We start from the raw sequence: 26,181 nt of genomic DNA, 5'->3' as shown, positions 1-26,181 counted from the left end.
CTTGACTGCCACTCACCCCTCGCCGGCGCACCGGGGCAGGATGGCGGCATGACCACTTTCTCGCTGCGCCACCTGGGCGGACCGACGTCGTTGATCACCTACGGCGGGGTGCGGTTCCTGACCGACCCGACGTTCGACCAGCCGGGGGAGTATCCGATCGGCAACCGTGTGCTCGTGAAGACGACCGAGCCGGTGGCGAGCCCCGCCGAGGTCGGCGCCGTGGACGCCGTGCTGCTGTCGCACGACCAGCACGCGGACAACCTCGACCGCGGCGGGCGCGAGTACCTCGCGACGGCGCCGCTCACCCTCACGACGACGTCGGGCGCCGAGCGGCTCGGCGGCACGGCGCGGGCGCTGCCGAACTGGACGCACGCGGACGTCGGGGGAGTGCGCGTGACCGGACTGCCCGCTTTACACGGGCCGGAAGGCGCCGAGGCCAAGGTCGGTGAGGTCACGGGTTTCCTGCTGTCGAAAGACGGCCTGCCGTCCGTCTACGTCAGTGGTGACAACGCCTCGCTCGACCGTGTCCGCGAAATCGCCGGCCGCTTCGGGCCCGTGCCCATCGCTGTCCTCTTCGCCGGTGCCGCGCGCACGCCGCTCATCGACGCCTACCTGACCCTGGAGTCCACGGCCGCCGCCGAAGCCGCGGAGATCCTGGGCGCCGACGACGTGGTGCCGCTGCATTTCGAGGGCTGGGGACACTTCACGCAGGGACCGGACACGCTGGCGGAAGCCTTTGCCGCCAACGGCAAGACCCGGCTGCACCTGCTCAAGCCAGGCGCTGAGGTCACCCTCGGCTGAACGTCGATCGCGCGAGGGCGACCGCACCCAGCGCGACCGCCTTGGCGCCGCCCCGGGCCAGCCGTACGTCCACCGGAGAGCCCGACAGCAGGGGGTGCTCGGTCAGCGCCTCCTGCATCGGCTTCTCCAGCAGCGCCCACGAGTTCGTCACGGAGCCGCCGACCACGGCCGTCGCGATGCCGAGCAGGCCGCACGCGTGCGTGATCGCCTCGCCGAGGAAACGCCCGGCGTCGCTGAACACCGCCAACGCGGCCTCGTCACCGTCCAGGGCGGCGGCCGCGACGGCCTCGGCCCGCAGGGAAACCCCCGTCGCCTCCGTGTAGCGGCGGGCCAGGGACCGGCCGGACGCGTAGGCCTCCAGGTGGCCGGTCTGCCCGCAGGTGCACGGCGCCGGGCCGTAGGTGCCGACGTGGCCGATCTCGCCGGCGCCCGTGCCGCCGCCGTGCAGCAGGGTGCCGTCCACGTACAGCGCGCCGCCGACACCCGTGCCCAGCGCGACGCCGAGCACGTGCCGGTCCGTTGTGGACAGTTCGCCCAGCAGGAACGCGTTCACGTCGTTCTCCGTCACCACCGGCACGCCACCCAGCCGGGCGGACAGCCCCGCGTTGACGGCCGTGCCTGCCCAGCCCGTGAACGAATCGCCGGTGACCACGATCGTCCCGGTCTCCGGCTCCACTACGCCGGCCGCGCCGACGCCGACCCCCGCCGGCTCGCCGGGCGCCAGCGACAACACCAACGCGGCCGCCCCGTCCAGGATCGCCGCGCCGCCCAGGTGCGCACCCGAGTCCGCCGATGCCGACGCCACCTCCCGGCCGTCGGCATCGCACACGACCACGAGCGTTTTCGACCCGCCGATGTCGACCCCGGCCCACACTTCGCTCACGCCGCGGGATCCACGTCCGCCAGCGCGTCCCGACGGCCGCGCTGTACCGCGGGGTCCGGCACGGGCGAGGACAGCAGCAACGCCTGCGTGTACGCGTGCGACGGCTCCCGCAGCACCCGCGCGGCCGGCCCTTGCTCCACGAGCTCGCCCCCGCGCAGCACGGCGACGCGGTCGCACAGGCTGTCGACCACGGCGAGGTCGTGGCTCACGAACAGGCAGCCGAACCCGAACTCCTCGTGCAGCCGCTTGAACACGTCCAGCACCACGGCCTGCACGGACACGTCGAGCGCGCTCGTCGGCTCGTCCGCGATCAGCAGCTTCGGCCCCAGCACGAGCGCCCGCGCGAGGCTCACGCGCTGCCGCTGCCCGCCGGACAGCTCGTGGCCGTAGCGCTCCATCAGCGACTCCGGCAGCTCCACGGCGTCGAGCAGCTCGCGCACGCGCCGTCGCCGCTCGGACCCCCCGGCCGAGGTGTGCATGATCAGCGGCTCGGCCACGGTCTGGGCCACCGTCATCCGCGGGTCCAGCGAAGACGCCGGATCCTGGAACACCGCCCCGATCTGTCGCCGCACCGCCCGCGCCGAGCGTCCGGTACCGCGTGGCAGCGGCCCGCCGAGCACCTCCACCCGGCCCGACTTCGGCGTGACCAGGCCCAGCGCGCAGTTGCCCAGCGTCGTCTTGCCCGAACCCGATTCCCCGACCAGCCCCACGATCTCGCCCGGCCCGACGCTCAGCGACACCGAGTCCACGGCCCGCTTCCCGCCGTACTCCACCACGATGTCCGTCAACGCCAGTACCGGCTTGCCCGGCGCCGCCACCGCGTCGGCGTGCTCGCCCGCACCCAACCGTGGCACGGCGGCCAGCAGCTCACGCGTGTACGCGGCCCGCGGAGAGGAGAACAGCTCAGCCGTCGGAGCCTCTTCCACCAGCCGTCCGGACCGCAGCACGAGCACGCGGTCGGCGACGTCCGCCACCACGCCCATGTTGTGCGTGATCAGCAGCGTCGCCGTACCTTCCGTCGAACGGATGTCCCTGAGCAAGTCCAGGATCTGCTGCTGAACGGTGACGTCCAACGCGGTGGTCGGCTCGTCCGCGATGATCAGCTTCGGCCGTGCGGCCAGCGCGATCGCGATCATCACGCGCTGGCGCAACCCACCGGAGAGCTCGTGTGGGTACTGCTTCAGCCGCGCCTCAGGCTCTGGTACCCCAACGCGTTCCAGCAGCTCCAGACACCGCGGGTAGTAGTGCTTGTGCCGCCGCTTCCGGGGATCGTGGTTGCGGATCGCCTCCGCGAGCTGAAAACCGATACGCAGCAAGGGGTTCAGCGCCGTCATCGGCTCCTGGAACACCATGCCCGCGCCCTGCCCGCGCAGCTTACGCAGCTCCTCGCCCCGCAGCTCCAGCACGTTCTGCCCGTCCAGCTCGATCGCCCCGGACACCGAGGCTGACTCGGGCAGCAGTCCCAGCACCGCGAGCGCGGCCGTGCTCTTGCCCGAGCCCGATTCGCCGACCACCGCCACGATCTCACCCGGCTCGACCGTCAGCGACAGCCCGTTGACGGCCGGATCACCGTCCCCGTAGGACACCCGCAGGCCACGGATGTCGAGCACCGGCTCGCTCATCGCCGTCCCTTCACCGCGAACGCGTCGCGCAGTCCGTCGCCCAGGAAGTTGATCGCGCACACCACGAGCACGATCGCGATGCCCGGCGGCAGGATCAGCCACCACGCGCCGTCGAACGTGTAGGTGATGCCCTTCGACAGCATCGCGCCCCAGTCGGTGTCCGGCGCGGGCACGCCGAGGCCGAGGAAGCTCACGTACGCCACGAGCAGGATGGCGTCGGCGATCTGGAACGTCGCGTTCACCATCACCGTGCCGATGGCGTTGGGGATCACGTGCCGGAACACCACGCGCGTGCGGCTCGCGCCGAGCACCGTGATCGCGCGGATGTAGTCGCGTTCGCGCAGGCTCACCGTCTCCGCGCGCATCAGCCGCGCCGGCACCAGCCACGACACGCAGCCGATGATCAGCGCCAAGACCCCGACGCTCGGGGTGACCAGCGTGGCCGCCACCAGCAGCAGGAACAGCGCGGGAATCGCGACGCCCGTGTCGACCACGCGCATGAGCACCGTGTCGAGCCAGCCACCGGTGTAGGCGGCGAGCGCGCCCCACACCGCGCCGATCGCGGTGGCGATGAGCCCGGCCAGCACACCGATGATCAGCGACGTCCGCCCGGCCACCATCAGCCGGCCGAGCACGTCGTAGCCGAGGTCGTCGGTGCCCAGCGGATGGCCGCTGCCGGGCCCGAGCCGGGCGGCCGCGAGATCGGTGTGCGACTGGTCGGTGCCGTAGAGCAGCGGGCCGAAGAAGCAGAACAGGATCACCACCAGCAGCAGGATCGCGCCGACGAGCGCCGTACGCCGCGCGAACACTCGCGAAAGGACGGTCACGACCGCACTCCCTTCACCCGCACGCGCGGATCGATCACGAGCTGCACGACGTCCGCGAGCAACGAGCCGATCACGGTCGCCACGGCGATCACCAGCACCACCCCGAGCAGCACGGGGAAGTCGGCGTTGCGCGCGGCCGTCCAGAACAGCAGGCCGACGCCGGGGTAGTTGAACATCGACTCCACCACCAGCGAACCGCTGAACACCACCGGCACGTAGTAGCCGAGCATCGACACGACCGACGTCAGCGAGTTCGGCCACACGTGCCGCCAGATGATCGTGCGTTCCGGCGTGCCCTTCGCACGGGCGGTGCGCACGTAATCCTCGGCGAGGTTGTCCAGAGTGGACGCCCGCATGTACCGGCTGAACGCGGCCAGCGCCGCCCCCATACCCGCCACCACCGGCAGCACCAGCGAGCCGGGTTGCGACAGCAGCTCACCGATCGTGTCGCCCTGCGCGGCCTGCGCCGGGAACAACGGCAGCACCTGCGCGAACACGATGATCAGCACCAGCGACAGGAAGAACACCGGCGTCGCGTAGAGCAGGAACGTCACGCCGGTGGTCACGTGGTCCGCGGCCTTGCCGCGCCGCACCGCCTGCCACACACCCACCGGCAGCGCCACCACGATCGCGAGCAGCGTCGAGATCGCGGTGAGCAGCAGCGTCTTCGGCACGCGCTCTTCCAGCAGCGTCGAGACGGGGGAGTTCTGCGTGTACGAGTCGCCGAGGTCGCCGTGCAGCAAGCGCACCAGGTACTCCCAGTACTGCACGGGCAGCGGCTGGTCGAAGCCCTGGGCCTTGTTGAACGCGTCGATCTGCTCCTGCGTGGCCTTCACACCGAGCACGCCGCGCGCCGGACCACCGGGCAGCAGGTGCAGCAGCACGAACGTGACCACGGTGACCAGCAGCACCACGACCACGGCCAGCACGAGCCGCTTGAGGAGGTAGCGGGTCATGTCCTCACCTCGTCCAGTACCAGCGCTGCGGCTGAATCCCGGCCAGCGGATCCTGGGTCACCCCGCGCAGCGCGGTGTCGATCGCCGACACCTGGTATGGCGGGTTGGGCAGCCAGAGCACGGGCAGTTGCTCGGCCAGGTAGGCGCTGTAGTCGAGCATCGGCTGATCGCCCGTGGCCAGGTTGGTCGCGGTGATCAGGTCGTCGGCGTGCTTGTCGGCGTAGCTGCCGAAGTTCGTGCCGGCGTCGGTGGCGAACAGGTCCTCGCCGCTGGGGTTGGCGGGGAAGTACCAGCTGCCCTGCGTGCCGAAGTACGACAGCTGCCACGAGCACGACGGTTCTTCCGGCTTGCACGCGGTTCCGTTGGCCAGCACGGTGTTCAGTGGCTGCGCATTGATCTTCATCTCCACGCCGATCTTCGACAGCTCCGAGCGCAGCTCCTGCATCGTCCCGTCGGTCTCGTCGGAGCCCGACTCGGTCAGCATCGTGAGCGACAACCTCGTGTCGGCGTTGACACCCTCGCCGCACTGCGCGGGTCCGTTGCCGGGCGACGCGCACTCGAGGACGCCGTCGGAGCCGGGTTTCCAGCCGTGACCGGTCAGCAGTTTCCGGGCGGCGACGAGGTCGAACGGGTACGGGTTGGTCTTCTGCCGCGCCGACAGGTACTTCACGTCGTTGTCCTGCGGCACGGGGCCGTAGTCCACGCGGGCCGTGCCGCGCCAGATCACCGAGGTGATGCTGTCCTGGTCCACGGCGTGCTGCAGGGCCTGGCGCACGTAAAGCTGCTTGAACGCGGCGCCCAGCTGGGGGTTGTTGAAGTTGAAGGGCGAGTACGTGATCGACCAGCCGTTCCACGGTTCGATCCGGTAGCCCTGCGCCTCCAGTTTCGGGCGCTGGCCGAGGTTCGACGTGGGCACGTAGCCGTAGTCGACGCCGCCGGCGCGCAGCACGTTGTACTCCGCCGAGGAGCTGGTGAAGGTCAGGAACTGCACGGTGTCGAGCTTCGCCGGGTCCGGGCCGGTGTACTTCGGGTTCTTGGTCAGCGTCACCTGGCCCGACGCGGTGAACCCGGCGAGCGTGAACGGCCCGTTCACGACCTTCCACAGTGGATTCGTCGCGTACGTGCCGAGCTGCTTCGCCTGCGCCACCAGGAAGTCGAACACCTTCTTCGCGCCCGCGGGGTCGCGGTCGAAGTCGCCGACCGGGCCGCCCGCGCTCGTGCGGTCCCACGCCTTCTGCGGCATCGGCACCGCCAGGCTGAGCTGGTTGGCGGTGAACCAGTCGGCGTTGTACGGCTTGTCCAGGGTGAGCGTGAACGTGTGGTCGTCTTGCGCGTGGAAGGCCTTGATGTTGTCGGGCATCAGGCCTTCGGAGTACTTGCCCCAGTTGTCCTTGCCCGCGCGCAGCAGGTTGAGCCAGAACTCGACGTCACGGCTGGTCAGCGGATCGCCGGTCGACCACGTGAGTGGCTTGAGCGTGATCGTCACGGTCAAGCCGTCGGCCGAGTAGCTCGGCGGGTTCGCGGCGCTCGAGGGGTCGTCGAGCGCGACCGAGCCCGAGGTGCCGTCGTAGTTGTACAGCGGCAGGTACAGCTCGGCCCGGATGGCGCCGTTGTAGCTCGCGCCGTAGCCGGGGATCGAGATCGGCAGGATCCAGTTCGGGGTCGCCGACGGGGGCAGTGCGATCCGCGCGCTGCCACCGGTCACCGGTTTGCCCGAACCGCCGCCGTGCTGCTCGCGGCTCGTCGCGCAGCCGGAGAGCGCCAGCGCGGCGGCGAGCGTGACCCCGAGCGCGGCGCGCCACCGGTGTCGAGCCATCCGCATCACTTCCAACATCCTTGGTGTAAGTCGATGTCGAGGGACTGGGCGTGTTCTTGGTTGCCGTGTAATGTCGCATGCGTGTTGGAAATTGCCAAGAGGTGATTTCGGGGGCAAGTTTCCGGACAGTTACATCAGACATGAAGTAAGTAGGTGACGGCCGTGGCCCAGGATCCCGCCGGTCTGCTGCGGCTGCTCTGGCTCGTCGCCCACGAGCACGCCGTTTCGCGAATGGACCTCGCGCGCGTGCTCGGTCTGCCGCAGTCGACGGTGTCCGTCCGGACGCAGGCGCTGATCTCCGCCGGGGTGCTCGTCGAGTCCGGCGAAGGCAGCTCGGCGGGTGGCCGGCGGCCGAAACTGTTGTCCGTCAACGCGGGGTTCGGCCACGTCTGGGCCGCCGACGTCGGTTCGCGGCACGTGCGCATCGGCGCGCTCGACATCGCGGGCAACCTGCTGCACGTCGCCGAGCGGCCGCTGGACATCAACCGCGAGCCGGCGCAGGTTGTCGCGGCGTTCGCCGGCACCGTGCGGGAAGTCGCGGCCGAGGCGCGGTGCCCGGGTCGGCAGCTGGGCATCGGCGTCGCGTTCCCCGGACCGGTCGACGTGGGCGCGGGCACGATCACGCTGCCCTCGCGCATGCCGGGCTGGCGCGGGTTCGCGGTGCGCGACGCGTTGCGCGAGCACTTCGACCTGCCCGTGGCGGTGGACAACGACGCGAACCTGCAGGCGCTGGGCGAATCCGTCGCCGGGGCGCCCGGGCGCACGCTGCTCGTGGTGAAGGCGGGCACGGGCATCGGCTCGGGCCTCGTCGTCACCGGCCGGCTCTACCGCGGCCGGGCCGGCGTCGCGGGCGACATCAGCCACGTGCGCGTGCCCGCGGCCGGAGATCGGCCGTGCACCTGCGGAAACCGCGGCTGCCTGGAGACGGTGGCCAGCGGCGCGGCCCTCGTGGCGCAGCTGCGCGAGCAGGGCGTCGACGTGAACAGCACCGCGCAGGTGATGGCGACGGCGGAGGACGGGCACCCCGACGCGACCACGGCCGTGCGGCGCGCGGGCCTGCAGCTCGGCGAGGTGCTGGCCACGGTGGTGAACTTCGGCAACCCCGACGAAGTGCTGCTCGGCGGCGCGTTGTCGGGTTCGGAGGCGTTCGTGGCCGCCGTGCGCGGTGCGCTCTACGAACGCTGTCTTCCCCTGGCCACCAGGGAACTGCGCATCGATCGGGTGCGCTTCGGCCCGGACGCCGGGCTGTACGGCGCGGGCGCGCTGGTGCTGGACGAGGTCTTCGACGAAGCGATACGGAGCAGACGATGACGAAGGTGCGGATCGGGATCACGGGGATCGCCATCGAGTCGAGCACGTTCTCCCCGCACCGCTCGACCGTGGCCGACTTCCACGTGACCCGGGGCGACGAACTGCTGGCCCGCTACCCGTTCCTGCGTGAAGACCGTCCTTCGTGGACGGACGACGTCGAATGGGTGCCGCTCGTGCACGCCCGTTCGCTGCCCGGTGGCGCGGTGACCGAGGAGGCGTACGCGGAGCTGTCGGGGGAGATCCTGGAGCGGGTGCGCGCGGCGGAGCAGCTCGACGGGTTGTTCTTCGACATCCACGGCGCGATGAGTGTGGTCGGCCGGACGGACGTCGAAGCCGCGCTGGCCACGGAGATCCGCTCGATCCTCGGGCCTTCAGTGCTCATCTCGGCGTCGATGGACCTGCACGGCAACGTCTCGCGCGAGCTGGCCACGGCGCTGGACCTGATCACCTGCTACCGCAAGGCGCCGCACACCGACGCATGGGACACGCGCGAGCGCGCGGCCCGCAACCTCGCCGCTCGCCTGCGGCGCGGGGGCAAGCCGAAGAAGGCTTGGGTGCAGGTGCCGGTGCTGCTGCCCGGCGAGAAGACCAGTACCCGCCTCGAACCCGCGAAGAGCGTCTACGCGGCGGTCGACGAGGTCGAAGCGCTCGACGGAGTGCTCGACGCCGCCATCTGGGTCGGCTACGCCTGGGCCGACGAACCGCGCTGCCAAGCGGCCGTGGTCGTGTCCGGCGACGACGAAGACGTGCTCGTGCACCAGGCCGAGCGGCTCGCGAAGTCCTATTGGGACGCACGACGCGACTTCGCCTTCGTCGCCCCGACAGGAACCCTGACCGAATGCCTGGAGCAAGCCGTCGCCTCGACCGCGCGGCCGTTTTTCGTCAGCGACTCCGGGGACAACCCGACCGCCGGTGGCGCCGGAGACACCTCCTGGAGCCTCGACGTCCTCCTGCGCACTCCGGCCATTGTGGACTCCGCGCTCACTACTCTGTACGCCGCGATCGTGGACCCGGAAGCCGTCGCCACGGCGGTATCGGCCGGGGTGGGTGCCACGGTTTCCGTGGCACTGGGAGGAAAGGTCGACTCCGGCCCGCACGGCCCGGTGCCGGTGACCGCGCGGGTCGAGGCGATCGACGTCGAAGACCCGGTCGCGGGCACGGCCGTGGTGTTCGCCGTCGGCGGCCTGCGCGTGATCGTCACCGCACGGCGCAAGCCCTACCACCTGGAGTCCGACTTCCTCGCCCTCGGCCTGCGCCCGCGTGAAGCCGACGTGGTGATCGTGAAAATCGGCTACCTGGAACCGGAGCTGTACGACATGGCCGCCGACTGGCTGCTCGCCCTCACGCCCGGGGGCGTCGACCAAGACCTGCTGCGCCTCGGGCACGCCGGGATCGAGCGGCCGATGTTCCCCTTCGACGCGGAGATGGCGGACCCGCAGCTGAAGCCCGAGCTGCTCTGAGCGCCACGGCCGTCAGCGCGCCGAAGGCCAGGTGGTCAAGCCACTGCGCCCCGCGCGGCAACGCCCGGATCGCCGCGTTGTGCCGGCCGACGATCTCCAGGTCCAGCACGGCGATGGCCGCTCCCGCGGCCACCCCGTCGGCGACCGAGAGCGGCCGGCGGCGGTCCACGTAGGCGAGCGCGGCCGTCCAGCCGGCGGACACGAGCCCGTGGACCAAGGCGCCGCGGACCAGCCCGGCCTTGCCGCCGGGCGCCAGCGTGCCCGCCGCGCGCGTCGCCGCCAGCGGATCACCACGCGTGATCACCGCGTGCAGGGTCGACGGCAGCCCGCTACCGGTCGCTGCCACTGTCCAAGCCTTGACCACGCTCTTCACCAGGCCAGTATGCCCGAGGGCTTGACATGCAGTCATTTGACTGCCTTACTGTGGGTGTGCAACCGGAGCTGGACAAGGGTTTTTTGAACGCGGTGTTCAAGGCGCTGGCCGACCCGACCAGGCGCCACCTGCTCGACCAGCTGCACGAGGACAACGGACAGACGCTCAACGAGCTGTGCGCCCGCCTGGACATGACGCGCCAGACGGTCACGCAGCACCTGTCCGTCCTCGAGGCGGCGAACCTGGTCAGCACGGTGCGCCGTGGGCGGGAGAAGCTGCACTACCTCAACCCGGTCCCGTTGCACGAGATGCAAGAACGCTGGGTGGACAAGTTCGAGCGCCCCCGGCTGCGCGCGCTGAGCGCCGTCAAACGCCGAGCAGAGGAAGCCATGACCGACAAGCCGAGTTACGTCTACGTCACTTACATCGAAAGCACGCCGGAGAAGGTGTGGGAGGCGCTCACCGACGCCGAGCTCACCGGGCAGTACTGGGGGCACCGCAACGAGTCCGACTGGCAGCCCGGCTCGAGCTGGAAGCACGTGCGCACGGACGGCTCCGGCGTCACCGACGTCTACGGCGACGTTGTGGAGGCCGTGCCGCCGAAGCGGCTCGTGACCCGCTGGTTCGACCCGAACAAGGAGGACACCCAGCAGCCTTCGCGCGTGACGTTCGACATCGAGCAGTACGAGGCGATCGTCCGGCTCACCGTGACCCACGAGGACCTCGCCGACGAGCAGGCGCACCGGGACATCAGCCGCGGCTGGCCCTCGGTCTTCGCGAACCTCAAGTCGCTGCTGGAGACCGGCCACGTGCTGCCGAACGCGCCGTGGGCGATGCCGTAATCGATCGGGCCTTGACTACTTGTCGACACCCTCGTACGTGCCTCGCGTGAAGCGCTTCGAGAAGACGAAGTACACGATCGCCACCGGCACCGTCATCAGCAGTGCGGCGGCGAGCTTGAGCGGGAACTGGTTGCCCTGCCCGAGCTCGCCGGACACGAGCGAGGCGACGCCGGTGGTGAGCGTGTTCAGTGCCGGGTCCTGCCGCGACACGATGTAGTGCGGCAGCTCGTTCCAGGACCCCTGGAACGCCAGGATCGTCATGGTGATGAGCGCCGGCTTCGACATCGGCAGCACCACGGACCAGAACGTGCGCAGCGGTCCGGCGCCGTCGATGCGGGCCGCCTCTTCCACGCTCAGTGGCACGCTCTCGAAGAACTGCTTCATGATGAACACGCCCGACGCGTCGGCCAGCAGGGGGATGATCATCGCCGCGTAGGTGTCGTACATGCCGAACTGGTTGAGCACCAGGAACTTCGGGATGAGCAGGACCACGCTCGGCACGGCGAGCACGGCCACGATCGCGCCGAACACCGCGCTCCGGCCGCGGAACCGCAGCCGCGCCAGCGCGTAACCGGCCATCGAGTTGAACACCACCCGGCCGACGGTGATCGTGACCGAGATGAAGATCGAGTTCAGCGCCCAGCGCGGGAAGTCCTGCTGGGCGAGGGTGCTGAACACGGCCACGGACCACTCGTGCGGCCAGGGGGTGAGCGGGTGGGCCGTCGCGTCGGCGTCGGTCTTGAACGCCGTCGCCAGCTGGATCAGGAACGGGTAGATGTAGGCGACGGCGACCAGCAGCAGCACGCCGAGGCCGACCCAGCGCAGATATCCGCGTCGCTTCACCGCCGGCTCCTCCGTTTTCCGTCCTTCTCCTTCAGCAGCCAGCGCTGCACGAGCGTGAGCACCACGATCACCAAGAACAACAGGAACGCGATCGCCGAGCCCTGGCCCCATTCCTTGCCGATGAACGACGTCGAATAGGACAGGTACGCGGGGGTGAGCGTGGTGTTGGCGGGGGCGCCGCGGCTGAGCACGTAGATCTGGTCGAAGACCTGCCACGTGCCGATCAGGCCGAGGGTGAGCACGAGGAACAACGTCGGGCGCAGTTGCGGCAGGGTCACGCGCCAGAAGCGCTGCCACCCGTTGGCACCGTCGATCAACGCGGCCTCGTCGATGCCCGGCGGAAGGTTCTGCAGCGCCGCGTAGAACATCAGCATGAAGCCGCCGGTGGTCGTCCACACCACGAGCACGATGATCGAGCACATCGCCACGCTCGGGCCCGAGAGCCAGTCCCACCAGGTCAGTCCGAGGAAACCGTGCGACGTCAGCGCGGCCGGGTTCTTCGGCACCCCGAGTCCGTTGAGGACGATCTGGAAGACGCCGCGCGGATCGGCGAACCAGCTGGGACCGTCCACTCCGAACAGTTTCAGCGCGGCGTTCACCGTGCCGGTGCTGGAGAAGAGGAACAGGAACACCACCGAGATCGCGACGGAGCTGGTCACGGTGGGGAAGTAGAACGCCGTGCGGAAGAACTGCTTGCCCTTGAGGCGGCGCTGGTTGAGCACCATCGCGAGGAACAGCGCGAGCGCCGTCTGCAGCGGCACCACGAACAGCACGAAGTAGCCGTTGTTGCGGATGCTCGTGGCGAAGTTGCGTTGCGTGAGACCGGGTTCGGTGAGCAGTGCGGCGTAGTTGTCGCCGCCGACGAAGTGCACGCGCGACGAGAACGGACTGCCGTTGCCGGTCCAGTCGCTCACGCTCACCCACAGCGCCATCCCGATGGGCAGCACGAAGAACAGGGCGAGCACCACCAGTGTCGGCGCCAGGAACAGCCAGCCCACGCGGCCTTCACGCCGGCTCGGGCCCTTCCCCCGCCGCGCCGGGGATGGTGGCGCGGCGGGGGTGCTCGTGGTGGTGAGCAGGGTCGTCATGCCCAGCTCACTGACCGAGCGCGGCGGTGGTGTTGGTCTGCAGCTGCTTCAGGATCTGCTTCGGGTCCGCGCCGGGCAGCTGCTGGATCTGGGCGTCGAAGTCGGTGAGCACCGGGTCCATCTTGGTGAGCGTCACCGGGCCGTGTGCCGAGTCGGCCCCGGCGAGGAACGCCGCCTGCTGCGGGAACTCCTGCTGGTACTGCGTCCGCGCCGATTGCCGCGAGGGCATCACACCGAACGTCTTCGCGAACGCCAGCTCCTGCTGCGGCTGCATCAGCGCGTCCACGAGCTGCTTGGCCTGGTCCTGGAACTTGCTCTTCGCGGCGATGCCCCAGCACTGCGTGAACGAGAGCGTGCCCGCGCCCGCCGGCCCGGCCGGCAGCGGCACGACGCGGTACTTCACGTTGGGGTAGTCCTTGGTCATCCCGCCGACCATCCAGTTGCCGTCGACGCTCATCGCGGCCTTGCCCTGGCCGAACGCCTCACCCGAGTCGCCCGCGCCGATCTGCTTCGGGTACTTGGCGACGCCGGAGGCCAGCAGGTCGCGCACGAAGGTGAGCCCCTGCAGGTTCTGCGGGGTGTCGGCCGTGGCCTTCTTCTGGTCCGCGTCGAGCGGCCAGCCGCCGGCCTGGACCAGGAACGCGCCGACGCGGTCGCGGGTGTCGTTGAACACGAGCCCGGTGTGCCCGCCGGTGGTCAGCTTCTGCGCGGCGGCTTTGAGCTGGTCCCAGTTCTTCGGGATGTCGTTGTCGGTCAGGCCCGCGGCGGTCCACTGGTCGGTGTTGATCGCCAGCGCCAGCGTGGAGAAGTCCTTGGGGACGCAGTAGAGCTTGCCGTCCTTGGTGAACGTGGTGCGCAGCGTCGGGTAGAGATCGTCCTTGTAGGACACCGAATCGCCGTAGGGCAGCATCTCGTCGGCGTAGCTCTGGAACTTGGTGGCGTCCACGGCGAACACGTCGGGCGGGCTGCCCGCGGCGAAGCCCTGGCTCAGCTGCTGCGGCAGGTCGTTGGCGGCGATCACCTGCACCTTCGAGCCGCCGGAGGCCGCCGCCCACTTCGCGGTGGCGTCCTGAACCGCCGTGAGCTCGGCGCCGCCGCTGGAGGCGATCATCAGCTTGAGCGACGCCGGGCCGGACTGCTGGGTGGCGGGCGCCGTCGAGTCGTCGAAGCCGCCGCCACACGCGGTGAGCGTGAGCAACAGGCCGGCAGCGGCGACAGCCGTGCGCGGGAGGGAACGGGGGTGACGCATCGATCCTCCTTGATCGTGCAGGTGGGGAGAGGTCAGGTCGTGCGGTCAGGTTGTGCGCAGCACTAGCCGGGGGGCGAGCAGGGTCGAGGCGGGTTCGGGGCCGGCGGTGCCGCGCAGCGTCGCGCGCAGCTGGCGCACGCATTCGGCGGCGACTTCGGCGATGGGCTGCGCCACGGAGCTCAGGCCGAGCACGGCGGCGGTCGGGGTGTCGTCGAAACCGATCACGGACGCGTCGGCGCCGGGGCGCTGGCCGCGGTCGCGCAGCTCGCCGACCACACCGAGCGCGAGGGAGTCGCTGGCGCACACGAACGCGGTGGGCGCGGCGGGCTCGTCGAGCAGCCGGGCGGCGGCCGAGCGCCCGCCCTCCACGCCGTCGAACACGGGGATCTGCGGCCGGTCCGCCAGTCCGGCGGCGGCGAGCCCGGCCTCCCAGCCGGCGCGCCGGTCGTCACCGGTCTCGGACCCCGCGGGCCAGCCGACGAACGCGATGCGGCGGTGGCCCTGGCGCACGAGGTGCTCGGTGGCCAGGCGGGTGCCGCGGGCGCCGTCGACGTCGACCCAGCCGTGCGCCCGCTCGTCGCCCCACGGCCGCCCGAAGGTGACGAACGGCAGCTCGCGCTCCTTGAGCCAGCGGGTGCGCAGGTCGTCGTGGTGGGTGTGGGTGAGCACGAAGCCGTCGACGCCAACCGAAGCGATGAGATCGGCGTACGCGCGCGTCTCGGCTTCGTCGTCGGCGGCGGTGAAGAGCATGATCCGGTGGTCGTACTCCTCGGCCGTGGCCGTGAGCGAGTGCAGGAACTGGTCGAGGACCACGCCGCTCACGCCGTTGCCCACCGGCGCGATGCGCATGCCGATGATCTGCGAGCGCGCGGTGCGCAGCTGGCGGGCCGCGGTGGACGGGCGGTAGCCGAGGCGGTCGATGGCCTCGAGCACGCGTTCGCGGGTCTCCGGGCTCACGAGCTCGGGCGAGTTGATCACGTTCGACACGGTCTGGCGCGAGACGGAGGCGGCCTCCGCGACCGAGTTCAGCGTGGCCCGCTGCGCCATCCCGCCTCCTGGTGACCTGGTCCCGCACCTCGATCGAGGTGCAGATTTGAACGTTCAATCTGGCGGCTACTCTGAACGTTGGCCGCTGACCTGTCAAGACTTCAATCCAACTTGACACGAACCCGGTTTGATCGATCAAATCGAAGGCACCCGACCCCACCGGAGGACGTTTCCATGCAGCCGCTGCTCCACGACCTCGCGATCGCCCTGCGCGCGCCGACCGTCGTCCTCTCCGGTCGCGACGGGCAGATCCGCGGCAACGGCACGCAGGGTCTGCTGCACGGTGACCTGCGGTTGGTGAGCGAAGCGGTAGTGACCGTCGACGGTCACGAGCCCGAACCGATCGGCTTCGAGGAGCCGGCGGCGGACCGCGGCACCTTCACCGGGCTGGTGCGCCACCTCGGCAACCCCGGCCCGGACCCGACGGTGTGGCTGCGCCGCCACCGCCGCGTCACGGCGAGCGGGGTGACGGAGAAGCTGGAGCTGGTGTCGTCGGCGTCCGAGGCCGTGGAGTGCGTGGTCGAGCTCGCGCTGGCGGCGGACTTCGCGTCGATCGAGGTGATCAAGTCCGGCGGCTCGACGGTCCCGCTGGAGCCGGTGCGCGTCGACGGTGGCGTGCGGTGGGAGCAGGGCCTGGTCAAGGCCGTGGTCGCCACCGACGGCGGGACCACTGTGGACGGTGCTCGCGTTCTGGTGAAGTGGCGGGTGCGCGTCGAGGACCGCGTGGAGCTGCACTGGACGCTGACCGCCACGGACCCGGAAGCGCCCTTCGTGCCGGGCTCGGCCGCGCGGCTGCCGACGCCCGTGGTGGAGGCCGACGACCGGCGGTTCACCGCGTTGCTCAACCGTTCGCTCGACGATCTGGATGCGTTGCTGCTGGCCGAACGCGAGCACCCGGGTGACGTGTTCGCCGGTGCGGGTGCGCCGTGGTTCTTCACGCTCTTCGGCCGCGACAGCCTCTGGGCCGCGCGCCTGGCGTTGCCGCTGTCGCTTTCGCTGGCGGGCGGCACGCTGCGCACGCTCGCGCGGGCCCAGGGCGAGCGCCACGACCCGGCGACCGGCGAGGCGCCCGGCAAGATTCTGCACGAACGCCGTCGCGCCGGCTTCGAGGTCCACGGCATGTCGCTGCCCGCGCGCTACTACGGCACCGTCGACGCGACCGCCCTGTGGGTCGGCCTGCTGTACGACGCCTGGCGCTGGGGCCTGCCCGAGGCCGAGGTCCGCGCGCTGCTGCCGAACCTGCGCGCCGCGTTGTTCTGGATCACCGGCCTGTCCGACACCGACGGCGACGGCTTCGCGGAGTACCTCGACGAAAGCGGCCGCGGCCTGGCCAACCAGGGCTGGAAGGACTCGGGCGACGCCGTGCGCTTCGCCGACGGCACGATCGCCAAACCGCCCGTCGCGCTGTCCGAGGTGCAGGGCTATCAATACGAGGCCGCCGTACACGCCGCCGAGCTGCTCGCCGCGCTCGGCGAACCGGCCGACGGGCTGCTTTCGTGGGCCGAGGCCTTGCGCTCGCGCTTCCGCTCGCACTTCTGGGTGTCCACTTCGGACGGCCACTTCCCGGCCCTGGCCCTGGACGGCGCGAAGCAACCGGTGGATTCGCTGACGAGCAACATCGGGCACCTCCTGGGCACGGGCATCCTGGACCCGGCCGAGAGCGCTTCGGTCGGCGAGTTGCTGCTCCACCCGTCGATGGCCGCCGGCTTCGGCCTGCGCACGATGTCCTCGACCGCGGGCGGCTTCTCGCCGCTGAGCTACCACTGCGGCTCCGTCTGGCCCCACGACACGGCCGTCGTCGTCCGCGGCCTGCACGCGGCGGGCCAGTCATCGCGCGCCGCTTCGCTCGGGCTGCAGCTCGTGCACGCGGCCGGCGGCTTCGACAACCGCCTGCCGGAGCTGTTCTCGGGCTACGGCTCGGACGACGTGTCGTCTCCGCTGCCCTACCCCGCGTCGTGCCGCCCCCAGGCCTGGGCGGCGGCCTCCGCGGTGACGCTGCTGGTCACGTTCCTGGGCCTGCGCGTCGACGTGCCCGCCGGCGTGGTCACCCTCGACCCGCCGCGGCCAAGCCCGGTGGGCGCCCTGCGCGTAACGGACCTGCCGCTGGCCGGGGGCACGCTGGACGTCACTGTGGCCGCCGACGGGACGGTGACGGACCTGCGACTGCCGCCGGGCCTGCGGCTCGGCTGATCCGATCCCTACCTCGTCATCAACTGCGCCCACAACTCGTCTTCCGCGTTGCTCGACACTTCGGAAATATCCTGTCGCACGCGCGATTCCCGCTCCGCGACGCACGCTTCGAGTGCTGCAACTGAGTCTTCGCGCGAAAGTCCTCGCGCATCGAGGTTCTCGGCGGCGGTTCGATAGTGGCCGCGCTTGTCGACGAGGAAGACCGAGGTGTCATAGGCGTCGCACCGGACGATGGGATCGCCTTGCGGCATCGTGAACAAGGTGAACGCGCCCGCCAGCCCGGGGTGGAAACCAACGTCGCTCGGCACGAGTCGAATGGTCACGGCGGCGTTGATGGCCGTGGTGTCACCGAGGAACCGCAGCTGGCGCACCATCGTGTCGTCGTTGTCGACGGTCTCTTGCAACGCGGCCGCCCCGACGAACACGTCGACAGGCACGCGGGTTCCTGCCGGAGAAGACGTCCGTCGTTCGAGGAATTCGGCGAGGTAGGCCTCACGGGCGACGACGGTCGGCAGCGCGGCCTTCACCGTTGCGCGGAGGTAATCGGGGATCTGCAACAGAGGCGGGATGAGCAGGGGGCTCCAGATCGTCATCGCGGTTGCGACGGCCTCGTGCGCGGTCTCGGCCAGGTGGTGGCCCAGGGCGGCCTTCGACCCGAAGGTGATCGAGTTCGGGTCGGAGAGTCCGCGTGCGAGGTTGAGGATGTGCCGGGCCTGGTCGCGTCGCACGCCGAGCGCGCCGAGCACCCGTGACACCTCTTCCGAATCGGGAGTTCGGGTGCCGTGCTCCCAGTGCGCGAGGATCGAAGGATTCACGTCCAGGCGGCGCGCCAGTTCACGCAGGCCGAACCGGGCAGCCTGGCGAGCTTCGCGCAAGCTGGCGCCGAGGATCCTGACCCGTGGGCTGAGAGTTTGCGTGTCCCGCACGACGAACCTTCTTTCTACACACGGCGCGGCCGCTCATTCCAGCCGGCCAACCTGTGGGCGGCGTAGTCTTTCGCCGCGAAACTGAGCTCGGTGGAGCCGGTGAAGGGACTCGTGACACCGCGGTAGGTCCACAAACCAGCGACGTAGCACGCGAACGCCGTCAAGGCTTCTTTCGTCGCGGTCTTCCAGCTCGGCATGTCGGTCGCCCATTGTTCTGCGTCAGCTGGTCGGTGACCTACGGCGATCAGACGGATGACCAGGAAGGCGACATCCACCCAGGCCGCGCCGGAAGCGGGCCGACCCCAGTCGATCACTCGGACCCGGCCGGTCTTGTCGTCGATCATGAACTGGTGCTCGTGGAGATCCGTGTGGAGCAACGCGCTTCCGCTGACGAGCCGGGCCGCTCGCCGGCTCCACTCCGTCACCTCGTCGAGGTCCCAGCCGACGACGTCCTCCGAAGCGACCTCGGCCAGCTTGGTCCACCAGTCCGCCGCCGCCCACCGCGCGCTGAGCGGTTGAGCGGTGCCGCCGTCGAACTCGCTGATCCTGGTCACAGTCTCCGCGATCAGCGGCAGATCGGCGGAGTCGGGAACCAGAACGGCCGGGCGGCCGGAAAGGTACTCGAAGCCCACGACGAGCCAGTCCGGATCGACGTCCTCACAGAACCGGGTCGCCGGGGCGAGCCCGGTGGCCAGCTCGCCGGCCGTGGCCTCGTTGCGCAGCCACCGCATCCGGGGACTGACACCCCGCACGCCCTTGAGGAAGGCAGTCCCGCGGTCGTTTTTGACGACGAGCGCCAGATTGCAGTTCTGCCCCTGCTCGACTTCGCGAAGAACCGTTGGCTGTCCGAGGTGCTGTCGGATCACACCCCGGACAGGCTCCGGTAGGGCGTCCCATCCGTACCGTTCGATCACGAGGTGATTGTCTCCGTTTGCACCGAACGGTGATGGCACCCGGTGTTGCCCCCGGAGTGGGTGCAGCCCTGCTGGCGCTGGGAGCACCTCGCCGACGCATCCCAAAGCGCCAAGTCGACCGCGAACCCGGCGTCACGCATTGCCCGGATCGAGCGGTCGACGTTCTTCTGCGGAGAAAAACCCTTCGGTGTCACGCCGAGCGGTGTCGGGTCGTGGTGCGGGAAGTGCCCGGCGATCCCGTCGCAGAAATCCGCGTATTCCTTCGTGTAGAGGATGAACGCGTGCCATCCGATGTCGACGGTGCTGCTCGGCGAGAGCGGTGCCTCCGACCGGGCACAGGCCGCGAGGAACGCCAAGACTTGGTCCACGATGCGGGCCGCGAACTCGGCGGACATCCCCTGTTCCTTGACGATCCGTCGCGTGAGCTGCTCGAACAGCTCTTCGGACACCAACTGTGTAGTCGTCCACGGAGATGGTCATGCCTTGTCCCTTCCCACGCTGCTCGTCGAGTGGTCGGGCAGGCGAGGCCCACCTTGTGAACAGTGGACCCGCCTGCCGTCGGCTGGCCGGTGACGATGAAGAGCTGCTCTTCACTGCCGGGATCGGAAGCAGCTCTTCACGGGCGGTGACCGGACCAACACGTGCACATTAAACACGTGCATGTTCATGGGTGCAAGCTCATGTACATGAATGACCACGACCCGGCGATATGCTGCGCGAATGGCTCAAACCCGCACCCGCGCGAGGCGCCTCTTGGGTGCCTACCTGACGTTTCTGCGCAAGGACGTGGGCAAGCGCACGGTCGTGGAGGTCGCTGAGTACCTGGGCATGTCGGCGCCGTCGGTCACCAGGTACGAGAACGGCGACGTCCTCATGAAGATCTCCGTCGTCCGCGACATGTGCAGGCACTACGGCGCCAGTGACGACCAGTTCGTCGAGGCGGAGCGGTTGTTCAGGATCGCCGATGACGAGCCGCCTCCGGTTCGGCTGCCCGCGGATGCGCCGAACGAGTTCCGCCGCTACTTGGCTGCCGAGCGGGATGGCGTCGAGCTTTGGGCGTGCGAGCGAACCATGTGGCCTGGTCTGCTTCAGGTTCGGGCCTACGCCTCTGCCCTCTTCGACGCCGCTCCGCATTTCAACGACTCGAACGCCAGAGTCGAGAATGTGATCAAGGGCCGCCTGGAACGGCAGGAACGCTTGGCGCCCAACGACCCGAAGCCGCTCAAAGCCGAGTTCCTGGTTGATGAGGCCGTCGTCAACGGGTACGTCGGCGGTCCACAGACAATGGCGGAACAGCTACGCCATGTGGTCGCTGTGATGGAGTACCCGAACGTCACGATTCGGGTGATCGAGCACAAGCAGGGCGCGTACGGGTTGCTCTCGGGCGGCTACAACATCGTCTACTACGAGGAGTCCGACGCCCCTCCTGGCCTGTACATCGAGTTTCCCGGTGGCGGACGATGGTACGAGAACCCCAAAGACACCGGGCGCTTCACTGCCAGTCACAAGGACGCCCGGAAACTCGCGTTGTCGACCGATGACACGAGGGACCTTCTCCATCGACGTGTAAGGGCGCTAGAAGGCAATGGACGAACGAAAGTGGCGGAAGAGTAGGTATTCCGGCGGGGAGACCAACAACTGCGTCGAGGTGGCCGAAGAAGCCGAGCTGCGGCTCATCCGGGACAGCAAGGACCCTGACGGAGGATTCTTCGAAGTACCGGCCGCCGGCTTCGCCGCACTTCTCGGATGCCTTAAGGCCAGCCCTCGACGGGCTGCCTAAGCACTGCCACGAACCCCGAGGTCCCCTGATGCGACCCCGCACCAGGGGACCCCGGCGTCGTGAGTTCAGCCCACCCGATACAGCACCGCTCGCTCCACCACCGTCCACGTCGTAGTCGTCAGCAGGTACAGCGAAGCGGCCAAGGGAACAAAAGCGGTGACCGCGACTGTTCCATAAGGCAGGAGGCGCAGGAACCGAGCGCCGGGAGCGGTGAGGTCGCGCTGGCGGTCCTGCCACCGGATCGAGAACCACGCCACCACGGCGAGCAGGCCGGCCACCACGAACACGACCGGTGCCGCCGCCAGTCCGTGGGCGCCGAGGGTGATGCCGAACAACGTGCTGCCGAGCAGGGCGTTGGGTGCGCCGGAGATCACGGCCGTGCTGAAGAGGTGGTACATCACCCAGAAGAACGGCAGCTGCGCGAGCATCGGCAGGCACCCGACGAACATCGACGTGCCCGACTCCTGCTGGAGTTTCGCCATCTCCGCGGCGAGCTTTTCGCGGTTCTTGCCGTGCTTCTCCTGCAGTTTGCGGATTTCCGGGGCCAACGCGGTGCGGGCCTGCTGACCGCGAGCCGCTGCCCGGGCGAACGGTACGAGCAGCAGCCGCACGGCGACGGTGAACAGCACGATCGCGGCGGCGGCCGCGAACGAGCCGGTGAGTGGTTCGGTCGCCGAGGCGAGCCAGTGGACGAGGTGGTACGCGCCGGCGACGGGCACGTCGAAGATTTCAGGCATGACAGCACTCCAGGGGAAAGTCGGTTCAGGGCAGGCGGAATCGGCTGCGGACCGTCCTGATCGGACTGACCTGGAAAGGGGTTACGCAGCCGGGGAGTGCCACCCGGGTGCGCGGGGCCGGCTTCGGCCGGGGGCGCCGGGATCGCGCAGCCGCAGGAAAGCCGCGCGACGGGCGCGCTGGTTCAGCGCGGTGCGGCGGGCGCGGACCGGGATGGTCCACGCGGCCAGCTCACCGCGGTTGGCGTTGCTGACGACCAGGACCACGAGCAGGCTCGCGGCCACCACGGAGGCGAACGCGAGGATCGCGGCCGGGCCGGCTTGGTCGAAGACGTGGACGGCGGGGAACGCCAGATGCAGTGGTGAAGCAAGGTGCAGCAGCGTGTACATGGCGACGTCCCCGTTTCTCCGTCGCCGCGATTATAGCGTGTTGTGGTCCTCGGCGCCCTTGCGCTATGCTCACCTCGATCCCCATGGATGCCGGCACGGCCGCCCGGGGGAGTTCTCAACTTTCACGAAAGCTGCGTCGCCTCGATGCGGCGTTCGCTCGTTTCGCGATCTCACCGAGAGACGCTTTCCATCCTTCAAGGAGTCAAAACCATGTCATACCAAGGAATTCTCGACATCCAGGGCAAGACCGCCGCCCTCGGCTACACGCCGGGCGGTCCGTCCGTCCCCTTTGGACTGATCCGCAAGCACAACCTGCGGCGCGGCGACGAGATCGTCGTAGAGGGCGAGCAGGTCGTCTCGGTCAACGGTGCTCCTCCGGCGCAGAACCGCCCGGAGTTCGAACGGCTCACGCCGGTGCACCCCGACCAGCGCCTCGTCCTCGAAACCACCCGCCATCAGCTCACCACCCGCGTGCTCGACCTCGTCGCGCCCGTCGGCAAGGGGCAGCGCGCGCTGATCGTGGCGCCGCCCCGGACCGGGAAAACGTCGGTGCTGCAGGCGATCGCGCAAGCCGTGGCCGTGAACCACCCCGACGTGCACCTCATGGTGCTGCTCGCCGACGAGCGGCCCGAGGAGGTCACCGACATGCAGCGGTCGGTGCGCGGTGAAGTGGTCGCGTCGACGTTCGACCGCAAGCCGGCCGAGCACGTGGCCGTGGCCGAGCTGGCCGTCGAGCGCGCCAAGCGGCTCGTGGAACGCGGCCGCGACGTCGTGCTGCTGCTCGATTCGCTCACCCGCCTCGGCCGCGCCTACAACCTCGCCGCTCGCACGTCGGGCCGTGTCCTCTCCGGCGGTGTCGACGCCAGTGCGCTGCACCCGATGAAGAAGATCCTCGGCGCCGCGCGCAACATCGAGGACGGCGGTTCGCTCACGATCATCGCCACGGCGCTCGTCGGCACCGGCTCGCTCGCCGACACCGTGTTCTTCGAGGAGCTCAAGAGCACCGGCAACTCCGAGCTGCGGCTCGACCGCGTGCTGGCCGACAACCGCGTGTTCCCCGCCGTGGAGCTCTTCGGCTCCGGCACCCGCCGCGACGAGCTGCTCGTGCCGGCCGCGGAGCTGCAGGTCATGAACGAGGTCCGCCGCGCCCTGTCCGGCCAGGACCCCAAGCGCGCGACCGAGCAGTTCCTCGACCAGGTCCGCACCACGAAGTCCAACACCGAGTTCGTCGCCCGGGTCGCCGCGTCGCTCGGCACGCCGGCCGCGCTCGCCGCGTGAGCGCGAGAGGTAATCTCGAAACATGGCGACACACGGGCCCGAAGACCGGCCGGCCGGCAACCTGGGCTGGGCGCTGGGCACGGTGCTGCGCCGCTGGAACGGCGAGGTCGACCACGTCCTCGCCGGCCTGCCCCAAGGTCCGCGCGGCTTCCAGGTCCTGGGTGCCGTCGTCCACGCCGACATCCCGACCCAGGCCGCGCTCGCCGCACACCTCGGCATCGACCGCACGGTGATGACCTACCTCATCGACGAGCTCGTCGCCGCGGATCTCGTCGAACGCAAGCCCGCGCCGGAAGACCGCCGGGTGCGCCGCATCGTCGCCACGGCCCAGGGCCGCGAAGCGCTGGCCGACGCCGAGCGCCGCGTCGCCGCCGTGGAGGAAGACGTGCTGGGCGGGCTGACCGCTGAGCAGCGTGCGTTGTTCCAGAACCTCACCTACCAGGCCGCGTGCCTGATCCACGAGCAAGACCCGGTGGCGGACTCGTGCCGCACCGTCTCCGAAGCTCTGCGCTGATCCTTCTCGCCCTCCTTGCCTGGTTGACGCTTGCCTGGGAATAGGTTGTCAAACAGATGAGTTGTGGGTTAGATAAGTTGCAGCACAGACGAGAAGGCGGCAACCCATGCACGACCTGCTGTTCGGGACCTTTCTGACGCCCGACGCGCACCACCCCGAGCATGTCGTCGACCTGGCGATCGAGACCGAACGCGCGGGGCTGGACCTGGTGACCGTGCAGGACCACCCCTACAACGCCGGCCACCTCGACACGCAAACGCTGCTGACCTGGCTCGCGGCGAGGACGACGAAGCTGCGGGTCGCGGCGAACGTCACCAACCTGCCGCTGCGCCCGCCGCAGGTGCTGGCGAAGGCGGCGGCGTCGTTGGACTTGTTGTCCGGTGGGCGTTTCGAGCTGGGGCTGGGCGCGGGTGCGTTCGCCGACGCCGCGTTCCGGATGACCGGCCAGCGCCGCAGCACGGGCGAGTCGATCGAGGCGCTGACGGAGGCCATCGACGTCATGCGCGGTATCTGGGACACCGGCGCTTCCGGCCCGCTGCGCCACGACGGCAAGCACTACCAGGTCCCGGGCCTCAAGCGCGGTCCGCGGCCGGCGCACGACATCGGCATCTGGCTCGGCGCGTACCAGCCACGCATGCTCGCCCTCACCGGCCGCGCGGCCGACGGCTGGCTGCCCACCTACGAGTACCTCCGGAACCCCGGCCTCACCGAGGCGATCAAGCGCATCGACCACGCCGCCGCCGAAGCCGGGCGCGACCCGGCGGCGGTGCGGCGGCTGCTGAACGTGATGAACGTCGGCTTCTCGCCCACACGGCAAGGGTTTCTGCAGGGGCCGCCCGAACAGTGGGTCGACGAGCTGCTGCCGCTGATCCTCGACGTCGGCATCACCGGCTTCCTCTTCGGGGGTGACGATCCGCGCGTGATGCGGATCCTCGGCGAGGAGGTCGTGCCGGCGGTGCGGGAGGCCGTGGAGAAGGAACGCAGTGGGGTGCGCTCGGCGGCTGCGTTGGCTCAGCGGCACCACGGGGTGGACTACGACGCGATGCCGTCATCGTTGGCGGGCAAGGCTGTAGAGCCGGGGGATTCCGCGTACGAGCAGGTGCGGCACACGTATGTGCGCACGGGGTCGCCGAGCCTGGTGGTCCGCGCTCGGTCCACACAGGACGTGGTGGACACACTGGCCTTCGCGCGTAGGCAAAACCTGACGTTGGCCGTGCGCAGCGGTGGCCACGGCATCAGTGGTCGGTCGACGCTCGACCGCGGGATCGTGCTCGACCTGGGCCGCATGAACGCCGTCGAGGTCCTGGATCGCGCGAAACGCTTGGTGCGCCTCGAGCCGGGCGCGCGGTGGGGCGACGTCGCGCAGGTGCTGGCGCGTGAAGGCCTCGCGATGAGCTCCGGTGACTACGGCGACGTCGGGGTCGGCGGCCTCGCCACCGCCGGCGGTCTCGGGTACCTGGCGCGGAAGTACGGGCTCACCATCGACCACGTCGTCGCGGCCGAGCTGGTGGTCGCCGACGGTCGGGTGCTGCGCGTGGATGCCGCCCACTACCCGGACCTGTTCTGGGCCCTCCGCGGCGCGGGCGGCAACTTCGGTGTGGTCACGGCGTTCGAGCTCGAAGCGTACGAAGTGGACAATGTCGCGTTCGCCAACCTCACCGTGGACGCGACCGACACCGCGGGCCTGCTGGAAGCCTGGGCCACGACCGTCGAGAACGCGCCGCGCGAGCTGAGCAGCTTCCTGGCTCTGCTGCCCGGGCGCCGCCGAGGCGCGCCCACCGCGCAGATCACCCTGATCTACTCCAACGACGACGTCGAAGCCGCACAGGAGGTCTTCAGCCGTTTCCTCGACGTCGGCCCGGTGCTCGCACAGCAGGCGCAACTCGTGCCGTACGCGGCGATCATGGTGGCCCACCACAGTCCGCACCACGGCCAAGGCCTGTCCGACACCCGCAGCGGTCTGCTCACGCACGTGACCTCGCCGGTCGCGAACGCCGCCGCCGATCTCCTGGCTTCGGGTGACATCCTCATGGTCCAGTTCCGCTCCGCCGGCGGCGCGGTGAACGACCAGCCGGCCGACGCCATGGCCTACTCGCACCGCACGCAGAACTTCTCCGTGCTGGCTACTACCGCCCCCGCGTTGCGCGAGAGGATGGACCGCCACTGGGACGGCTTCCGCGCGCACTTGGACGGCATGTACCTGAGCTTCGAGACGGACACCCGCCCCGAACGCCTCCTCGACGCGTTCCCCGAGCCGGTGCTCACGAAACTGCGCGCGCTCAAGGCGGAATGGGACCCGGACGGCGTCTTCAACCGGAACTTCCCGATCACCTGACG

Annotated in this window: 25 protein-coding genes; 10 read left to right on the top strand and 15 right to left on the bottom strand. The window is 69.8% G+C overall.

The window, feature by feature from the left end:
• Positions 1-48: 48 nt before the first annotated feature.
• Positions 49-801 (top strand): MBL fold metallo-hydrolase, encoded by a 753-nt coding sequence (locus tag K1T34_RS07835; RefSeq protein WP_220243617.1) that lies wholly within the window; start codon positions 49-51, stop codon positions 799-801.
• Here K1T34_RS07835 and K1T34_RS07830 read toward each other — a convergent pair.
• From K1T34_RS07830 to K1T34_RS07810, 5 genes are read right to left on the bottom strand one after another with little or no spacing between them, the layout of a single operon-like run.
• On the bottom strand, positions 788-1,684 hold the full coding sequence (locus K1T34_RS07830; protein ID WP_220243616.1) for an ROK family protein: 897 nt from the start codon (positions 1,682-1,684) through the stop codon (positions 788-790). The genes K1T34_RS07835 and K1T34_RS07830 overlap by 14 nt on opposite strands.
• Complete coding sequence (locus K1T34_RS07825; protein WP_220243615.1) at positions 1,681-3,306, bottom strand: ABC transporter ATP-binding protein; 1,626 nt, start codon at positions 3,304-3,306, stop codon at positions 1,681-1,683. Before K1T34_RS07825 ends, K1T34_RS07830 begins: the two co-directional genes overlap by 4 nt.
• The gene (locus K1T34_RS07820; RefSeq protein WP_220243614.1) at positions 3,303-4,133 is read right to left on the bottom strand and encodes an ABC transporter permease; all 831 of its coding nucleotides are present in this window, start codon (positions 4,131-4,133) and stop codon (positions 3,303-3,305) included. Before K1T34_RS07820 ends, K1T34_RS07825 begins: the two co-directional genes overlap by 4 nt.
• The gene (locus K1T34_RS07815) at positions 4,130-5,089 is read right to left on the bottom strand and encodes an ABC transporter permease (RefSeq protein WP_220243613.1); all 960 of its coding nucleotides are present in this window, start codon (positions 5,087-5,089) and stop codon (positions 4,130-4,132) included. Before K1T34_RS07815 ends, K1T34_RS07820 begins: the two co-directional genes overlap by 4 nt.
• A 4-nt stretch (positions 5,090-5,093) precedes the next feature.
• A complete protein-coding gene (locus tag K1T34_RS07810) occupies positions 5,094-6,905 on the bottom strand; it encodes a peptide ABC transporter substrate-binding protein (RefSeq protein WP_220243612.1) in 1,812 nt (603 codons plus the stop codon).
• 162 nt (positions 6,906-7,067) lie between these two features.
• On the opposite strand from K1T34_RS07810, the gene K1T34_RS07805 reads away from it, so the two are divergent.
• Both K1T34_RS07805 and K1T34_RS07800 read left to right on the top strand, forming a co-directional pair.
• Positions 7,068-8,216 (top strand): ROK family protein, encoded by a 1,149-nt coding sequence (locus tag K1T34_RS07805; RefSeq protein WP_255638389.1) that lies wholly within the window; start codon positions 7,068-7,070, stop codon positions 8,214-8,216.
• The gene (locus K1T34_RS07800) at positions 8,213-9,676 is read left to right on the top strand and encodes a M81 family metallopeptidase (RefSeq protein ID WP_220243611.1); all 1,464 of its coding nucleotides are present in this window, start codon (positions 8,213-8,215) and stop codon (positions 9,674-9,676) included. The genes K1T34_RS07805 and K1T34_RS07800 overlap by 4 nt, the downstream gene beginning before the upstream one ends.
• On the opposite strand, the gene K1T34_RS07795 is transcribed toward K1T34_RS07800, so the two are convergent.
• Entirely contained in the window at positions 9,558-10,049 is a 492-nt protein-coding gene (locus K1T34_RS07795; protein ID WP_220243610.1) for a hypothetical protein, read from the bottom strand. The genes K1T34_RS07800 and K1T34_RS07795 overlap by 119 nt on opposite strands.
• A gap of 50 nt (positions 10,050-10,099) precedes the next feature.
• On the opposite strand from K1T34_RS07795, the gene K1T34_RS07790 reads away from it, so the two are divergent.
• Positions 10,100-10,891 (top strand): metalloregulator ArsR/SmtB family transcription factor, encoded by a 792-nt coding sequence (locus K1T34_RS07790; protein WP_360590590.1) that lies wholly within the window; start codon positions 10,100-10,102, stop codon positions 10,889-10,891.
• 15 nt (positions 10,892-10,906) lie between these two features.
• Here the strand turns inward: K1T34_RS07790 and K1T34_RS07785 are convergent, their stop codons facing one another.
• From K1T34_RS07785 to K1T34_RS07770, 4 genes are read right to left on the bottom strand one after another with little or no spacing between them, the layout of a single operon-like run.
• Positions 10,907-11,734 carry a carbohydrate ABC transporter permease gene (locus tag K1T34_RS07785; protein ID WP_255638388.1) on the bottom strand — a complete coding sequence of 276 codons (828 nt, stop codon included), beginning with the start codon at positions 11,732-11,734 and terminating at the stop codon, positions 10,907-10,909.
• Positions 11,731-12,822: a carbohydrate ABC transporter permease gene (locus K1T34_RS07780; protein WP_220243607.1), complete on the bottom strand. Its 1,092-nt coding sequence runs from the start codon at positions 12,820-12,822 to the stop codon at positions 11,731-11,733. Before K1T34_RS07780 ends, K1T34_RS07785 begins: the two co-directional genes overlap by 4 nt.
• A 7-nt stretch (positions 12,823-12,829) precedes the next feature.
• A complete protein-coding gene (locus tag K1T34_RS07775; RefSeq protein WP_220243606.1) occupies positions 12,830-14,071 on the bottom strand; it encodes a sugar ABC transporter substrate-binding protein in 1,242 nt (413 codons plus the stop codon).
• A 45-nt stretch (positions 14,072-14,116) separates the two neighbouring features.
• On the bottom strand, positions 14,117-15,118 hold the full coding sequence (locus K1T34_RS07770; protein ID WP_220243605.1) for a LacI family DNA-binding transcriptional regulator: 1,002 nt from the start codon (positions 15,116-15,118) through the stop codon (positions 14,117-14,119).
• A 174-nt stretch (positions 15,119-15,292) separates the two neighbouring features.
• On the opposite strand from K1T34_RS07770, the gene K1T34_RS07765 reads away from it, so the two are divergent.
• Positions 15,293-17,308, top strand: a complete 2,016-nt coding sequence (locus tag K1T34_RS07765; protein ID WP_220243604.1) for a glycogen debranching N-terminal domain-containing protein — start codon at positions 15,293-15,295, stop codon at positions 17,306-17,308.
• 8 nt (positions 17,309-17,316) lie between these two features.
• On the opposite strand, the gene K1T34_RS07760 is transcribed toward K1T34_RS07765, so the two are convergent.
• From K1T34_RS07760 to K1T34_RS07750, 3 genes are read right to left on the bottom strand one after another with little or no spacing between them, the layout of a single operon-like run.
• Entirely contained in the window at positions 17,317-18,234 is a 918-nt protein-coding gene (locus K1T34_RS07760; protein WP_220243603.1) for a Scr1 family TA system antitoxin-like transcriptional regulator, read from the bottom strand.
• 14 nt (positions 18,235-18,248) lie between these two features.
• The gene (locus K1T34_RS07755) at positions 18,249-19,148 is read right to left on the bottom strand and encodes a phosphotransferase (protein WP_255638387.1); all 900 of its coding nucleotides are present in this window, start codon (positions 19,146-19,148) and stop codon (positions 18,249-18,251) included.
• Positions 19,145-19,597 (bottom strand): hypothetical protein, encoded by a 453-nt coding sequence (locus K1T34_RS07750; RefSeq protein WP_255638386.1) that lies wholly within the window; start codon positions 19,595-19,597, stop codon positions 19,145-19,147. The genes K1T34_RS07755 and K1T34_RS07750 overlap by 4 nt, the downstream gene beginning before the upstream one ends.
• A gap of 304 nt (positions 19,598-19,901) precedes the next feature.
• On the opposite strand from K1T34_RS07750, the gene K1T34_RS07745 reads away from it, so the two are divergent.
• Both K1T34_RS07745 and K1T34_RS07740 read left to right on the top strand, forming a co-directional pair.
• Positions 19,902-20,762 carry a helix-turn-helix transcriptional regulator gene (locus tag K1T34_RS07745; RefSeq protein WP_220243602.1) on the top strand — a complete coding sequence of 287 codons (861 nt, stop codon included), beginning with the start codon at positions 19,902-19,904 and terminating at the stop codon, positions 20,760-20,762.
• Complete coding sequence (locus K1T34_RS07740; RefSeq protein WP_220243601.1) at positions 20,734-20,928, top strand: DUF397 domain-containing protein; 195 nt, start codon at positions 20,734-20,736, stop codon at positions 20,926-20,928. The genes K1T34_RS07745 and K1T34_RS07740 overlap by 29 nt, the downstream gene beginning before the upstream one ends.
• A gap of 65 nt (positions 20,929-20,993) precedes the next feature.
• Here K1T34_RS07740 and K1T34_RS07735 read toward each other — a convergent pair whose 3' ends face one another.
• Entirely contained in the window at positions 20,994-21,665 is a 672-nt protein-coding gene (locus K1T34_RS07735) for a membrane protein insertase YidC (protein ID WP_220243600.1), read from the bottom strand.
• A gap of 81 nt (positions 21,666-21,746) precedes the next feature.
• Positions 21,747-22,052, bottom strand: a complete 306-nt coding sequence (locus K1T34_RS07730) for a DUF6412 domain-containing protein (RefSeq protein WP_220243599.1) — start codon at positions 22,050-22,052, stop codon at positions 21,747-21,749.
• A 210-nt stretch (positions 22,053-22,262) separates the two neighbouring features.
• On the opposite strand from K1T34_RS07730, the gene rho reads away from it, so the two are divergent.
• The 3 genes from rho to K1T34_RS07715 all read left to right on the top strand — a co-directional run bounded on the left by rho (position 22,263) and on the right by K1T34_RS07715 (position 26,179).
• Entirely contained in the window at positions 22,263-23,330 is a 1,068-nt protein-coding gene (rho, locus tag K1T34_RS07725; protein WP_220243598.1) for a transcription termination factor Rho, read from the top strand.
• A 22-nt stretch (positions 23,331-23,352) separates the two neighbouring features.
• The gene (locus K1T34_RS07720) at positions 23,353-23,844 is read left to right on the top strand and encodes a MarR family winged helix-turn-helix transcriptional regulator (protein ID WP_220243597.1); all 492 of its coding nucleotides are present in this window, start codon (positions 23,353-23,355) and stop codon (positions 23,842-23,844) included.
• Between the two features lie 106 nt (positions 23,845-23,950).
• Complete coding sequence (locus K1T34_RS07715) at positions 23,951-26,179, top strand: LLM class flavin-dependent oxidoreductase (RefSeq protein ID WP_220243596.1); 2,229 nt, start codon at positions 23,951-23,953, stop codon at positions 26,177-26,179.
• Positions 26,180-26,181 lie beyond the last annotated feature (2 nt).

Source organism: Amycolatopsis sp. DSM 110486, assembly GCF_019468465.1.
In the GTDB taxonomy this organism is placed as follows: domain Bacteria; phylum Actinomycetota; class Actinomycetes; order Mycobacteriales; family Pseudonocardiaceae; genus Amycolatopsis.
This window is presented reverse-complemented; position numbering and strand designations above follow the sequence as displayed.